Source organism: Streptomyces sp. NPDC048612, assembly GCF_043199295.1.
GTDB lineage: Bacteria > Actinomycetota > Actinomycetes > Streptomycetales > Streptomycetaceae > Streptomyces.
On sequence record NZ_JBICVV010000009.1, the window covers coordinates 122,285 to 135,190 of the forward strand.

12 protein-coding genes are annotated in these 12,906 nt (G+C 69.5%); 1 reads left to right on the top strand and 11 read right to left on the bottom strand.

What is annotated here, in order from left to right; translation table 11 throughout:
• Window positions 1-5: 5 nt before the first annotated feature.
• The 5 genes from ACGFN2_RS16330 to ACGFN2_RS16350 form a co-directional block, all read right to left on the bottom strand.
• Complete coding sequence (locus ACGFN2_RS16330) at window positions 6-974, bottom strand: WYL domain-containing protein (RefSeq protein ID WP_362608000.1); 969 nt, start codon at window positions 972-974, stop codon at window positions 6-8.
• A 207-nt stretch (window positions 975-1,181) separates the two neighbouring features.
• Window positions 1,182-1,556 (bottom strand): FKBP-type peptidyl-prolyl cis-trans isomerase, encoded by a 375-nt coding sequence (locus ACGFN2_RS16335; protein WP_018087767.1) that lies wholly within the window; start codon window positions 1,554-1,556, stop codon window positions 1,182-1,184.
• Between the two features lie 68 nt (window positions 1,557-1,624).
• Window positions 1,625-2,611, bottom strand: coding sequence for an FKBP-type peptidyl-prolyl cis-trans isomerase (locus tag ACGFN2_RS16340; RefSeq protein WP_362607998.1), 987 nt, complete (start codon window positions 2,609-2,611; stop codon window positions 1,625-1,627).
• A 136-nt stretch (window positions 2,612-2,747) separates the two neighbouring features.
• Window positions 2,748-4,109 (bottom strand): Pup--protein ligase, encoded by a 1,362-nt coding sequence (gene pafA, locus ACGFN2_RS16345; protein WP_362607996.1) that lies wholly within the window; start codon window positions 4,107-4,109, stop codon window positions 2,748-2,750.
• A gap of 9 nt (window positions 4,110-4,118) precedes the next feature.
• Entirely contained in the window at window positions 4,119-5,378 is a 1,260-nt protein-coding gene (locus tag ACGFN2_RS16350) for an MFS transporter (RefSeq protein WP_393360733.1), read from the bottom strand.
• Between the two features lie 120 nt (window positions 5,379-5,498).
• Here ACGFN2_RS16350 and ACGFN2_RS16355 point away from each other — a divergent pair, with 120 nt between their 5' ends.
• Complete coding sequence (locus ACGFN2_RS16355; RefSeq protein WP_393360735.1) at window positions 5,499-6,617, top strand: LacI family DNA-binding transcriptional regulator; 1,119 nt, start codon at window positions 5,499-5,501, stop codon at window positions 6,615-6,617.
• A gap of 48 nt (window positions 6,618-6,665) precedes the next feature.
• Here ACGFN2_RS16355 and prcA read toward each other — a convergent pair whose 3' ends face one another.
• From prcA to arc, 6 genes are all read right to left on the bottom strand, one after another.
• Window positions 6,666-7,496 (bottom strand): proteasome subunit alpha, encoded by an 831-nt coding sequence (gene prcA, locus ACGFN2_RS16360; protein ID WP_393360737.1) that lies wholly within the window; start codon window positions 7,494-7,496, stop codon window positions 6,666-6,668.
• Between the two features lie 91 nt (window positions 7,497-7,587).
• Window positions 7,588-8,433 (bottom strand): proteasome subunit beta, encoded by an 846-nt coding sequence (gene prcB / locus ACGFN2_RS16365; protein WP_362607988.1) that lies wholly within the window; start codon window positions 8,431-8,433, stop codon window positions 7,588-7,590.
• The gene (locus ACGFN2_RS16370) at window positions 8,385-8,912 is read right to left on the bottom strand and encodes an endonuclease domain-containing protein (protein ID WP_393360739.1); all 528 of its coding nucleotides are present in this window, start codon (window positions 8,910-8,912) and stop codon (window positions 8,385-8,387) included. Before ACGFN2_RS16370 ends, prcB begins: the two co-directional genes overlap by 49 nt.
• Window positions 8,851-9,069: a ubiquitin-like protein Pup gene (locus ACGFN2_RS16375; protein ID WP_362607986.1), complete on the bottom strand. Its 219-nt coding sequence runs from the start codon at window positions 9,067-9,069 to the stop codon at window positions 8,851-8,853. Before ACGFN2_RS16375 ends, ACGFN2_RS16370 begins: the two co-directional genes overlap by 62 nt.
• Window positions 9,070-9,258: 189 nt before the next feature.
• Complete coding sequence (dop, locus tag ACGFN2_RS16380) at window positions 9,259-10,770, bottom strand: depupylase/deamidase Dop (RefSeq protein WP_362607984.1); 1,512 nt, start codon at window positions 10,768-10,770, stop codon at window positions 9,259-9,261.
• Window positions 10,771-11,046: 276 nt separating this feature from the next.
• A complete protein-coding gene (arc, locus tag ACGFN2_RS16385) occupies window positions 11,047-12,813 on the bottom strand; it encodes a proteasome ATPase (protein WP_362607982.1) in 1,767 nt (588 codons plus the stop codon).
• Between the last annotated feature and the right edge of the window lie 93 nt (window positions 12,814-12,906).

The window sequence follows — 12,906 nt, forward strand, 5'->3', positions numbered from 1 at the left end:
CCCTCTCAGCCCTTGGCCACGGCACGCAGCCGGTCGATGACATCGGCGCGCAGTTCCGCGGGTTCCAGGACGATCACGTCGGGGCCGAACTCCACCAGCCAGGCGTCGAGTCCGTGCCCGTTGGGGATCTCCAGCTCCTCCCAGCCGTCGCCCAGTGCGCGGACGGTGAGCGCGCGGGCGCGCAGCGGGTAGCCGTGCTCGGCCCGCAGCCTGATCCTGGCGGTGCCGGTGGCGGTCTCGCCGGCCCAGCTCTCGACGGTCTCGCGGACGGTGACGTGATCGGGCACCGGCGCGGTGAACGCCCCTTGGCGGGAACGGACCTTGCCGGTGATCCGGGAGAGCCGGAAGACCCGCTCGGCCTGGCGCTCGCGGTCCCAGCCGGCGACGTACCAGTGGCCGCGCCAGCATTCGAGAATCCAGGGTTCGACCTGCCGCTGCTCGGGGTGGGCGGCGTTCGACTTGCGGTAGTCGAAGACGACCGGCCGGCGGTCCCGGCAGGCCAGCATCAGCGGTTCGAAGGCGGCCTCATGGGCCGGGATACGGGGTTCCAGCGCGCTGTGCGGCGCTCCGGCGTCGTAGTCGGCGCCGTCCCCGGCCAGCGGCATACCGGCCGCGCGCAGCTTCTGGAGCGCGCCGCTGGCGGCGCCCGCCAGCCGGGCCTGCTGCCAGATCTTCGCGGCGAGCCCCAGGGCGGCGGCCTCCTCGGCGTCCAGGGTGATCGGGGGCAGGCGGTTGCTGTCGCGGCGGGCGAGGTAGCCGATGTCGCCGTCGATGCCCTCGACGGTCTCGATGACCAGGCCCAGCTCGCGCAGGTCGTCCTTGTCCCGCTCGAACATCCGGTTGAACGAGTCGTCGCTGTTCGCCTCGATGTAGGCCTCGATGGACGACCGCAGTTCACGCTTGGTCAGCGGGCGTCGCGTCCCCAGCAGGCACAGCGCCAGATTCATCAGCCGCTCGGCCTTGGCAATGGCCATCGACGCCCTTTCTCGTTTGAACTCCCGATCGTTGACCGTACCGCTCGGGGTGGCCCGGGCAAAAGCGGGACGGGGCGGCCCTCGGTCCCCGCGCCCGCCCGCCGGCCCGGCAGGAGTGCGGGCCGGAGACGTGCGAGGGCCCGTGCCGTGACGGCACGGGCCCTCGGTCACGTCAGCTGCGGTCGCGCACGGCGACCGGCGCCGGTCTCAGACGGAGACCAGGTCGCAGACGAAGATCAGCGTCTCGCCCGGGGCGATGCGGCCGCCGCCGGCGCCGCGGTCGCCGTACGCGAGGTGCGCGGGGATGGTCAGCCGGCGGCGGCCGCCGACCTTCATGCCCTGCACGCCCTGGTCCCAGCCGGCGATGACCTGGCCGGCGCCCAGCTGGAACTGGAGCGGCTTGCCGCGGTTCCAGCTGGCGTCGAACTCCTCGCCGGTGCTGAAGGACACGCCGACGTAGTGGACGGAGACGGTGTCCCCGGCCTTGGCGACCGGCCCGTCGCCCTCCGTCAGGTCCACGATCTCGAGCTCGGTGGGAGCCGGGCCCTCAGGAAAGTCGATCTCGGGCTTGTCGATGCTCACGGATGTGCTCCTACTTACGAATCTTTACGATTACCGGGCCAGTCTTGCAGATCTTGCGAGGCCCGCCGTCAGACCGTGCCGACGATGTCGACCGAGAAGACCAGGGTGTTCTTGGCCAGCTCGTGCTGCGGGCTCGCGCCGTAGCCCAGCTTCGGCGGGATCACGATCTCCACCCGGTCACCGACGTGCTTGCCGACCAGCGCCTTGTCCCAGCCCTGGACGACCTGCCCGGTGCCGATCTGGAAGGCCGTCGCGCCACCGTGGTCCCAGGACGAGTCGAACTTCTTGCCGTCCTCCCACTTCACACCGGTGTACTGCGCGATCAGCCCGTCACCGGCCTTGACCTCGGGGCCCTTGCCCTTGACCAGGACCTGCTCCTTGAGGTCCTTGGGGGCCTTCTCGCCCTTGGGCACCTCGATCTTCGCGGCCTTCCCGTCGGGCGCGGTCACCTTGGGCAGCCCGTCCTCCGGCTCCGCCTGCTCACCCTCGGCCTTGGCCTTCTTGTCGACCTTCTTCGCCCCGACGACATCGACGACCCACACCAGGCCGTCGCCCGGCTTGATCCCGGCCTGCGGGTTCAGGCCCGCGCCGATCAGCGCCTTGGCAGTGCCCTCGACCTCGACACGGCTGCCGACCTTCTGCCCGGCCATCGCGGACAGCACCTTCGGCGGCAGCATCTGCTGCGTCATCTGGTCGGTGACCTCGGTCACGACCTGGGTACGCGGACCGCCGGGCTTGCTGCCGGGCTGCGGCGTCCAGCTGCCACCGAGGTTGCGGCCCTTCATGGTCTGCGCCGCGAAGTCCAGCCGGACCAGGTCGCCCTTCTTGACCGTCGCGCCCTTGCCCTCGACGAGGGTCTTGGTGACGGGCTTCTCGGCCGGTTTGGCGCCCTTCGGCACCGTGATCTTGGGCTTCTCCCCGGCCTTGCCCTCGACCTTGGCGACGGCTGCGCCGGACGAGCCCTTGCCGTCGTCGGAGCCGCAGGCGGCGGTGAACAGCAGGATCGGCACGGTCAGCGCGGCAGCGGCGCGACGGGTGTTCTTCGTGAGGTTCATTCGTCCAACTCGGGCTCGTGGGGTGGGTGGGCAATGCCCGCCACTCTACGACCTGTGCCGCCGGACGTTTCCCGCCACAACACGGCAATGTGCCGGGAGCTCGGAGCTCCCGGCACACCACCGCATTCCCCGCGGGTCACATGCCTGCGATCAGCTTCTCCACCCGGTCGTCCACGGAGCGGAACGGGTCCTTGCACAGCACCGTGCGCTGCGCCTGGTCATTGAGCTTGAGATGCACCCAGTCGACCGTGAAATCGCGGCGCTGCTCCTGCGCCCGGCGGATGAAGTCGCCGCGCAGCCTGGCACGGGTGGTCTGCGGCGGCACCGACTTGCCCTCGAAGATCTTCAGGTCGTTGCAGATCCGCGCCGCCTGCCCCTTCCGCTCCAGGAGGTAGTAGAGGCCCCGGCGGCGGTGGATGTCGTGGTACGCGAGGTCTATCTGCGCCACTCGCGGGTGGGACATCGTGATGTTGTTCTTGGTGCGATACCGCTCGATGAGCTGATGCTTCATCACCCAGTCGATCTCGGTCGCGACCCGGCCGAGATCCTCGTCCCGGATCGCCTCGAGCGTACGGCCCCACAGCTCCAGGACCCGCTCGACGGTGCCCGTACGGATTCCGCGGCGCTCGCAGAAGTCCACGGCCTTCTCGTAGTACTCCTGCTGGACCTCCAGCGCCGAGGCCTCGCGCCCACTGGCCAGCCGCACCTTGCGCTGGCCGGTGATGTCATGGCTGACCTCGCGGATCGCCCGGATGGGGTTCTCCAGCGTCAGATCGCGCATGACCGTGCCCGCCTCGATCATGCGCAGCACGAGATCGGTGGCGCCGACCTTCAGCATCATGGTCGTCTCGGACATGTTGGAGTCGCCCACGATGACATGGAGCCGGCGATAGCGCTCGGCGTCCGCGTGCGGCTCGTCGCGGGTGTTGATGATCGGCCGGGAGCGGGTCGTCGCCGAGGAGACGCCCTCCCAGATGTGCTCCGCGCGCTGGCTGACGCAGTAGACCGCGCCGCGCGGGGTCTGCAGCACCTTGCCCGCGCCGCACAGCAGCTGACGGGTGACCAGAAACGGAATGAGGATGTCCGCGAGCCGGGAGAACTCACCGTGGCGGGCGACGAGGTAATTCTCGTGGCAGCCGTAGGAGTTTCCCGCCGAATCGGTGTTGTTCTTGAAGAGGTAGACGTCGCCCGCGATTCCCTCCTCGTGCAGACGGCGTTCGGCGTCGACGAGCAGGCCCTCGAGAATGCGCTCACCGGCCTTGTCGTGGGTGACCAGCTCGGTCACGTTGTCGCACTCGGGAGTTGCGTATTCCGGGTGCGAACCCACGTCCAGGTACAGGCGGGCGCCGTTCCGCAGGAAGACATTGCTGCTGCGGCCCCATGACACGACACGGCGGAAGAGGTAGCGCGCCACTTCGTCAGGCGACAGTCGGCGCTGTCCCCTGAACGTGCACGTGACGCCGTACTCGTTCTCCAGCCCGAAAATGCGGCGGTCCATGACTGAACATTACGCCTGACGGCCTGCTCTGAAACCGGGTTCGGCCGCCCCGTTTCGATCATTTTCCGTCGTGGCGGCCACAGTCGTCCGCCGCACGGGCTCCCCCAGAAATCGCTTCGTCGACAAAAGGACGAGCAGTGCGGCGATTCCACCGGCACCGGCCACCGCGAAGCCGGCGACCGCGCCACCGCGCTCCACCGCCGGACCCACCACGGAGGCGCCCACCGCCGATCCGACGCCGAACGTCGTCACCAGCCAGGAAAACGCCTCGGTCACCGTGCCCTTGGGCGCATGCCGGTCCACCACCACGAACGCACAGGCCAGCGCCGGCGCCAGGAACACCCCGGCGACGCCGGTCAGCGCCGTCATCCCCACGACACCCGGCACCAGCACCAGCGGCAGATACCCCAGCGCCAGCAGACCGACCAGCAGCCGCAGCCGGCTCTCCGGCCGTCCCGGCCACTCCCGGGCGCCGTAGACGAGACCGCCGGCCAGCGCGCCGACGCCGAGCGCGGACAGCAGCGCGCTGGAGACCATGCCGCCGCCGTGCTCGTCGGCGTACGCGACCGCCGCGACCGCGATCGCCCCCATCGCCAGCCCGACGAAGAAGAACGCCCCGATCAGCACCAGCAGCCCGGCCGAGCGCAGCGCCCCCAGCCAGTGCGCCTCCCGGGGCCCGCTGCGCCACCGCCGGGACGGCTCGGAGACGACCACGGAGAGCGCGCCGAGCACCCCGAGCAGGTTGATCACCAACAGCGCCGCGCCCTCGGACCAGGCCGCCACGCACAGCGTCACCAGCAACGGGCCCACCGCGAACATGACTTCCTGCGCCACCGCGTCCAGCGCGTAGGCGGCGTGCACCCGGTCCGGGCGTTTGAGGACCCCGGGCCACAGCGCCCGCAGACCGCCCTCCAGGGGCGGGGTGAAGAATCCGGCGATCACCATGGCGGCGTAGGCGAGCCACAGCACGTCCAGGCCGACGGCCACCAGCAGCGCCATGCCGAGTGCCGAGAGCACCGAGGCCGGCAGCATCACCCGCGGCTGGCCGAAGAGGTCCACGGCCCGGCCGAGCAGCGGCTGGCCGATGGCGGTGAAGAGCCCGTAGACCGCGGAGAGCGCGCCGGCCAGGGCGTAGCTGCCGCCCTCGGCGCGTACGAAGAGGACCACGGCCAGCGCCGCGGTGGCGTTCGGCAGCCTGCCGACCAGCGTGCCCGCCAGAAGCCGGGCCGCATGCCGGGTCCTGAGCAGCTCCGCGTATCCCGCGGCCATCCCCGCCCCTCTCTGTCCGGCCGAGCCGGACGTGTTACGTATAACCCTGAGCGCTATACGTACCATGACCACCACCCGCCGTCCACTCGCGGCGGCAGAACGTGAGGAGCGAGACACCCGGTGAGCAGCAACGAGGCCGCACCCTCCCCCGGCGCCCGCACCGGCTCCCCCGGGGCGGGCGGGGCCGCGCGTCCCGGGGGCCCGGCCCCCCGCGTCACCAGCCGGGACGTGGCCCGCGCCGCCGGGGTCTCCCAGGCCGCCGTCTCCCTCGTCCTGGGCGACAAGTGGCGCGGCCGGGTCTCCCCCGGCAAGGCGGACGCCGTCCGCGCCGCCGCCCGTGAACTCGGCTACCGGCCCAACCTCGCCGCCCGCAGCCTGCGCATGGGCCGCACCCGCACGGTGCTGCTGGTCGTCCCCGTCCTGACCACCGAGTTCTTCGCCCGCGTCTACACCGGCGCGGCCCGGGTCGCCGCCGACCACGGCTTCGGCGTGGTCCTCTACCCCTCCCCCGAAGGCACCGGGCCCGCCCGCAACCCGTTCGACTCCGCAGCGGCCACCCTCGACGGAGTGATCGCCTCGTCCATGGCCGCCGAAACGCTCACCGCGCTCCGGGACGCGGACCTGCCCCTGGTCATGCTGGACAGCGACCCCGGCGACGACCGGGCGGATGCCACCGTGAACCTCGACATCGCCGACGGCGCACGGCAGTTGACGGAGCATCTGAGCGCGCTCGGCCACCGCCGCATCACCCACCTCGCGGCCGATGTCCGGTCCTGGACCTTCGAGGTGCGCGCCCGCGCCGTCGCCGACAGCCTGCACGGCGTGCCGGGCGCACTGCTGCGCCGTCAGCCGTCCGCCCTCGGGGGCGACGCCGGGCTGCACGCCGCACACGCCGCCCTCACCGGGCCCGGCCCCCGCCCCACGGCGCTGCTCTGCGACGACGACATCATCGCCGCGGGCGCCTGCAAGGCCGTCCGCCGCCTGGGCCTGCGCGTCCCCGAGGACGTCTCCGTCACCGGCTTCGACGACCTGGCCCTGGCCGTCGCCGTCGAACCGGAGCTGACGACCGTACGGCTGCCCGCCGAGGACTTCGGCGCGGCCGGGATGCGGGCCCTGATGGCGGTCCTCGACGGCCGCCCGGCGCCCGCCGCCACCCTGCCCGTGGAGCTGGTCACCCGCGGCTCCACCGCCCCGCCCGCCGGGGCCCCCGGCAACGCCGAGCGCCCCGGCGGGCGGTGACCCACCGGGGCGCGTGCACCGGGCCGCGGGCCCGGAAGCGATACCTCGTCAGAGCTTGGGGCCGGACTCCCCCTCGGAGTCGTCCTTGCCCTTGCCGCCCTTGCCGCCGGTGCCCTCGTCGGACGCCCCGGCCGCACCGGAGTCGGCGTCCGCCGCCGGCTCGCCGGCGCCCGTGGCGGTGTTCTCGTCGAGCAGCCGCGACAGCTGCCGCCCCAGGATGCGCTTGAACTTGCGCTGCTGCGGGCGCGTGCGGTCCAGGGTGGCGACCTCCAGCTGTTCGGCGGTCAGCGTGCGCTCACCGCCGTTGGTGTCCCGCGACAGCGACTCCACCGCCAGCTTCAGCGCCTCGGCCAGCGTCATGCCGTCGCGGTGCCGCTGGTCGAGGTAGCTGCTGATCTGGTCGGCATTGCCGCCGACGGCCACCGAGCCGTGCTCGTCGACGATCGAGCCGTCGTGCGGCAGCCGGTAGATCTGGTCGTCCTCGGGCGCGCTGCCGACCTCGGCCACGATCAGCTCGACCTCGTACGGCTTCTCGGCGGCGCTGGAGAAGATCGTGCCGAGGGTCTGGGCGTAGACGTTCGCCAGGCCGCGCGCGGTCACGTCCTCGCGGTCGTAGGTGTAACCCCGCAGATCGGCATAGCGCACACCGCCGATCCGCAGATTCTCGAACTCGTTGTACTTGCCGACGGCCGCGAAGGCGATCCGGTCATAGATCTCGCTGACCTTGTGCAGGGCGCGGGAGGGATTCTCGGCGACGAAAACCACGCCGTCGGTGTATTGCAGCACCACGACACTGCGGCCGCGCGCGATGCCCTTGCGGGCGTATTCGGCGCGATCGGCCATGGCCTGCTGGGGTGAGACATAGAACGGCGTCGACACCGGCTATCCGTCCCTTCCTGTCAAGAGCTCTCTCAGTGGCTGGAGGCACACCCAGCGGTAGCTGGGGGAGCATTGCGGAACATCCGTCCCGTCAGAGCAGCGCGGCACGCGGACCGTCGGGCTGCTCCTGGCGGCGCTCGTGAATGGCACGGGCGATCTCCGAGACCTCGGCCTCGGTCAGCCGCTTGAAGCCGTCCTCGGTGATCACCGTGACGATCGGGTAGATCCGCCGCGCCATGTCCGGTCCGCCGGTCGCCGAGTCGTCGTCCGCGGCGTCATAGAGCGCCTGGACGACGGCCGTGGCGGCCTGATTCTCCGTGAAGTCCTCCTGGAAGAGCTTCTTGAGCGAGCTGCGCGCGAAGACCGAGCCGGAACCCGTCGCCGCGAAACCCTGCTCCTCCGAGCGCCCGCCGGTCACGTCGTACGAGAAGATGCGGCCCTTCTCGCGGTCCAGGTCGTAGCCGGCGAAGAGCGGCACCACGGCCAGGCCCTGCATGGCCATCCCGAGGTTGCTGCGGATCATCGTCGACAGACGGTTCGCCTTGCCCTCCAGGGAGAGTTGGGCGCCCTCGACCTTCTCGAAGTGCTCCAGCTCCAGCTGGAAGAGCTTGACCATCTCCACCGCGAGGCCCGCCGTGCCCGCGATGCCGACCGCCGAATACTCGTCGGCCGGGAAAACCTTCTCGATGTCGCGCTGCGCGATGACGTTGCCCATGGTCGCCCGCCGGTCACCGGCGAGGACCACGCCCCCGGGGAACGCCGCGGCCACGATCGTCGTGCCGTGCGGGGCCTCGATGGCGCCCTGCACCGGCGGCAGCGGGCGGTTGCCCGGCAGCAGATCGGGTGAGTGCGCGCCCAGGAAATCCATGAAAGACGAGGACCCAGGCGTCAGGAAGGCAGCTGGCAGACGCCCGGTGCTTCGAGTATTGGCTTCCACACGAATCCTTCCGGATATGCGATGGCCCTGCGCATCGCGTCGGGGTCATCCCTCAACTTGCCGAGTGCCGAGTTGCAGTTGATGCAGCGTACGCCTCGGACCTTACCCCTTTCGGGGGCGTGATCCACATGCCCGGGGCCCTGCCCGGACGGATCGTGCGGAGAGCGGCCCCACCGTGCTCCACGGGCCCGCCCGGAAGCGGCAACGCCCTCCGGGCCGGCCATCCGGAATACGGCGCCCCGCATTCCGCGCTCCTGCGGCGAGGGGTTCCGTGGTGAATTCCCGGGGCGTGCGAAGCGCCGGTTTCCCGGCGGCCGGCTGATCTCACCGGATGTGCCCGAAGGCCGCGCGCGGGCATCCCTTTCCGCACCGCGCGCAACGCTTCGGTCCCCCCGCGCCGAACCTGTCCGGTCTGCTCTACTCTCCGCCCTTTTGCACGAAGCTCCGCACGAAATCCTCTGCGTTCTCTTCGAGCACATCGTCGATCTCGTCCAGGACGGAATCCACGTCGTCCGACAACTTTTCCTGGCGTTCCTTGAGGTCTTCCGAAGCCTGCGCGTCCTGCGTCTGCTCCTCGACCTCTTCGGTGGAACGCGTGGCCTTCGCCTGTCCGCCGCCGCTGTCCTTGGTCGCCATGTCCCTCACCCCGCTCGGTTCGCCCCGCTCGATGTGACCTTCAAGATCCGACCCTACAAGCAGGGTCCGACATCGGCCCTGCAGTTGCTGCAACGCCCGGGAGTCACCTCGATGATTCCCGCCCCGCATCGATTTCAGCCGTGAATCGGCCTCGGATCGCCGGAAAATTTGTCGTGCACCTGCCCCGGCTCAGCGCCCGGAGAGCGTCCTGACCAGCTCCTCCGCGGTCTGGCAGCGGTCAAGGAGCTCCTTGACGTGCTTCCGGGTCCCCCGCAGCGGCTCCAGTGTCGGAACCCGTTGCAGGGAGTCACGGCCGGGCAGATCGAAAATGACCGAATCCCATGAGGCCGCGGCGACATCGTCCGCGTACTGCTCCAGGCAGCGGCCGCGGAAGTACGCCCTGGTGTCCTCCGGGGGCTTCTGCTCCGCCCGGGTGACGTCCGCCTCGTCCAGGAGCCGCTTCATCTTGCCGCGGGCCGCCAGACGGTTGTACAGGCCCTTGTCGGGGCGCACGTCGGCGTACTGCAGGTCGATGAGGTGCAGCCGCGCCGCGTCCCAGTCCAGGCCGTCACGGCGCCGGTAGCCCTCCATGAGCTCCCGCTTGGCGACCCAGTCCAGCTCGCCGGACAGGCTCATCGGATCGTTCTCCAGCCGGCCGAGCACGTCCTCCCACCTGGTCAGGACGTCCTTGGTCTGGTCGTCCGCATCCGCTCCGTAACGGTCCTCGACATATTTGCGGGCCAGCTCGAAGTACTCCATCTGGAGCTGTACCGCGGTGAGTGTGCGGCCGCTGCGGAGCGTGATCAGGTGCTGCAGACCGGGGTCGTGGGAGACCTGGTGGAGGGTGCGGACGGGCTGGTCGATGGCCAGATCGACGGCGATGAACCCGTCCTCGATCATGGAGAGCACCAGAGAGGTGGTGCCCAGCTTCAGATACGTCGAGATCTCGGAGAGGTTGGCGTCCCCGATGATCACGTGGAGCCGGCGGTACTTCTCCGCGTCCGCGTGCGGCTCGTCGCGGGTGTTGATGATCGGCCGCTTGAGCGTCGTCTCCAGGCCGACCTCCACCTCGAAGTAGTCGGCGCGCTGGCTGAGCTGGAAGCCGTGCTCGTGGCCGTCCTGGCCGATTCCGACCCGGCCGGCGCCGGTGACCACCTGGCGGGAGACGAAGAACGGCGTCAGGTGCCGCACGATGTCCGAGAACGGGGTCTCCCGCTTCATCAGGTAGTTCTCGTGCGTCCCGTAGGAGGCGCCCTTGTTGTCGGTGTTGTTCTTGTAGAGGTGGATGGGCTGGGCGCCGGGGACCTGGGCGGCCCGCTCGGCGGCCTCGGCCATGATCCGCTCGCCGGCCTTGTCCCAGAGGACGGCGTCGCGCGGATTGGTGACCTCGGGGGCGCTGTACTCGGGGTGCGCGTGGTCGACGTAGAGCCGGGCGCCGTTCGTGAGGATCACGTTGGCCAGGCCGATGTCCTCGTCGGTGAGCTGGCTGGAGTCGGCGTTCTCCCGTGCGAGGTCGAAGCCGCGGGCGTCCCGCAGCGGGTTCTCCTCCTCGAAGTCCCAGCGGGCACGGCGTGCCCGGTGCATCGCGGCCGCGTAGGCGTTGACGACCTGGGATGAGGTGAGCATGGCATTGGCGTTCGGGTGGCCGGGGACGGAGATCCCGTACTCCGTCTCGATTCCCATTACTCGCCGTACGGTCATGCGGCCCTCCTAGCCCGGCGGCGCCCCCGGATGGGGTCGGCGCTCAAGTACCGCTGTGCTTCCGGTCCGTGTGCGTGCCCCACGCCCGCACAGCGTGACGCAGCGATACCGAAGAGCCTAGAACGCCTCTGCGGCGCTGGGGAGATCATTACAGTCATTGCTCCAGTCCGGTTTTCCCTGATGCACCGCGCCCTTATGGGGAGCGGTTCCGGTGCCCCCGAAAAAGCGTCCGGCTGCGGACGCCCCGTGCAGGACATCCGCAGCCGGAGAGCGGTGTTACAGGTATTGGCCGGTATTCGCCACCGTATCGATGGAGCGACCGGTGTCCGCGCCCTGCTTTCCGGTGACCAGCGTACGGATGTATACGATCCGCTCGCCCTTCTTTCCGGAGATCCGGGCCCAGTCGTCCGGATTGGTGGTGTTGGGAAGGTCCTCGTTCTCCTTGAACTCATCCACGCAAGCCTGGAGGAGGTGGGAAACCCGAAGCCCCTTCTGATTGTGTTCGAGGAAGGCCTTGATGGCCATCTTCTTTGCGCGTCCCACGATGTTTTCGATCATCGCGCCGGAGTTGAAGTCCTTGAAGTAGAGGACTTCCTTGTCACCATTGGCATAGGTGACCTCCAGGAAGCGGTTTTCCTCGGATTCCGCATACATCTGCTCGACGACCGACTGGATCATTCCGCTGACCGCGGCCTTCCGCGAGTCGCCGTGTTCGGCGAGATCGTCGGAGTGCAGCGGGAGCCGCTCCGTGAGGTACTTCGAGAAGATGTCCTTGGCGGCCTCGGCGTCCGGACGCTCGATCTTGATCTTCACATCGAGGCGGCCGGGGCGCAGGATCGCCGGGTCGATCATGTCCTCGCGGTTCGAGGCACCGATCACGATGACGTTCTCGAGGCCCTCGACGCCGTCGATCTCGGAGAGCAGCTGCGGGACGATGGTGTTCTCCACGTCCGAGCTGACGCCGGACCCCCGGGTGCGGAACAGGGAGTCCATCTCGTCGAAGAAGACGATGACGGGGGTGCCCTCGCTCGCCTTCTCCCTGGCGCGCTGGAAGACCAGGCGGATGTGCCGTTCCGTCTCGCCGACGTACTTGTTGAGCAGCTCCGGGCCCTTGATGTTGAGGAAGAAGCTCTTCCCCGCGGGCTGCCCGGTCACCTCGGCGACCTTCTTGGCAAGGGAGTTGGCGACCGCCTTGGCGATGAGTGTCTTGCCGCAGCCCGGCGGGCCGTAGAGCAAGACGCCCTTGGGCGGGCGGAGTTCGTGCTCCTTGAAGAGGTCGGGGTAGAGGTACGGAAGCTCGACCGCGTCCCGGATCAGTTCGATCTGGCCGCCCAGACCACCGATCTTGGTGTAGTCGATGTCCGGGACCTCTTCGAGGACGAGTTCCTCGACCTCGCTCTTCGGGATGACTTCGTAGACGTAGCCGGAGCGGGGTTCGAGGAGCAGGGCGTCGCCGGGGCGGATGGTGATGTCCAGCAGCGGCTCGGCGAGCCTCACCACCCGTTCCTCGTCGGTGTGCCCGATCACCAGGGCACGCTCGCCGTCCTCAAGGATCTCCTTGAGGGTGACGATGTCGCCGGCGCTCTCGAACTCCATGGCCTCGACCACGTTGAGCGCTTCATTGAGCATGACCTCTTGGCCGCGCCTGAGGCCGTCGGTCTCCACGCTGGGGCTGACATTCACCCGGAGCTTTCTGCCTCCGGTGAAAATGTCGACCGTGTCGTCCTCGTTCGCCTGCAGGAAGACACCGAAGCCGGCCGGCGGCTGCGCGAGCCGGTCGACTTCCTCCTTCAGGGCGACGATCTGGTCGCGAGCCTCGCGGAGAGTATTGGCGAGACGCTCGTTCTGCGCCGAGACGCCGGCCAGGTTGGTCTGCAGCTCGACGATCCGCTCTTCGAGAATCCTCGTGTGCCGCGGAGAGTCGGCGAGCTTGCGTCGCAGGACGGCGATCTCCTGCTCGAGATAGGCAACCTGGCCGGCGGGATCTTCAGACCCCCGCCCCGGCCGGATGCCGCGGTTGATGTCGTCGTCGTGGGCTGCCACGGTCCTCACCTCCTCCAAGGAGCTGGACGCTTCCTGACCCTACCTGGGCCGGTGCAGGTTGAAACCCCTAGATCGAAAAGACTGTCGGGGCGT

Bases quoted from the DNA above. Each gene is read 5' to 3' on its own strand.
- ACGFN2_RS16330 (WP_362608000.1), bottom strand. From the start codon at position 974: ATGGCCATTGCCAAGGCCGAGCGGCTGATGAATCTGGCGCTGTGCCTG.
- ACGFN2_RS16340 (WP_362607998.1), bottom strand. From the start codon at position 2,611: ATGAACCTCACGAAGAACACCCGTCGCGCCGCTGCCGCGCTGACCGTG.
- pafA (WP_362607996.1), bottom strand. From the start codon at position 4,109: ATGGACCGCCGCATTTTCGGGCTGGAGAACGAGTACGGCGTCACGTGC.
- ACGFN2_RS16350 (WP_393360733.1), bottom strand. From the start codon at position 5,378: ATGGCCGCGGGATACGCGGAGCTGCTCAGGACCCGGCATGCGGCCCGG.
- ACGFN2_RS16370 (WP_393360739.1), bottom strand. From the start codon at position 8,912: ATGTGCTCGAAGAGAACGCAGAGGATTTCGTGCGGAGCTTCGTGCAAA.
- ACGFN2_RS16375 (WP_362607986.1), bottom strand. From the start codon at position 9,069: ATGGCGACCAAGGACAGCGGCGGCGGACAGGCGAAGGCCACGCGTTCC.
- dop (WP_362607984.1), bottom strand. From the start codon at position 10,770: ATGACCGTACGGCGAGTAATGGGAATCGAGACGGAGTACGGGATCTCC.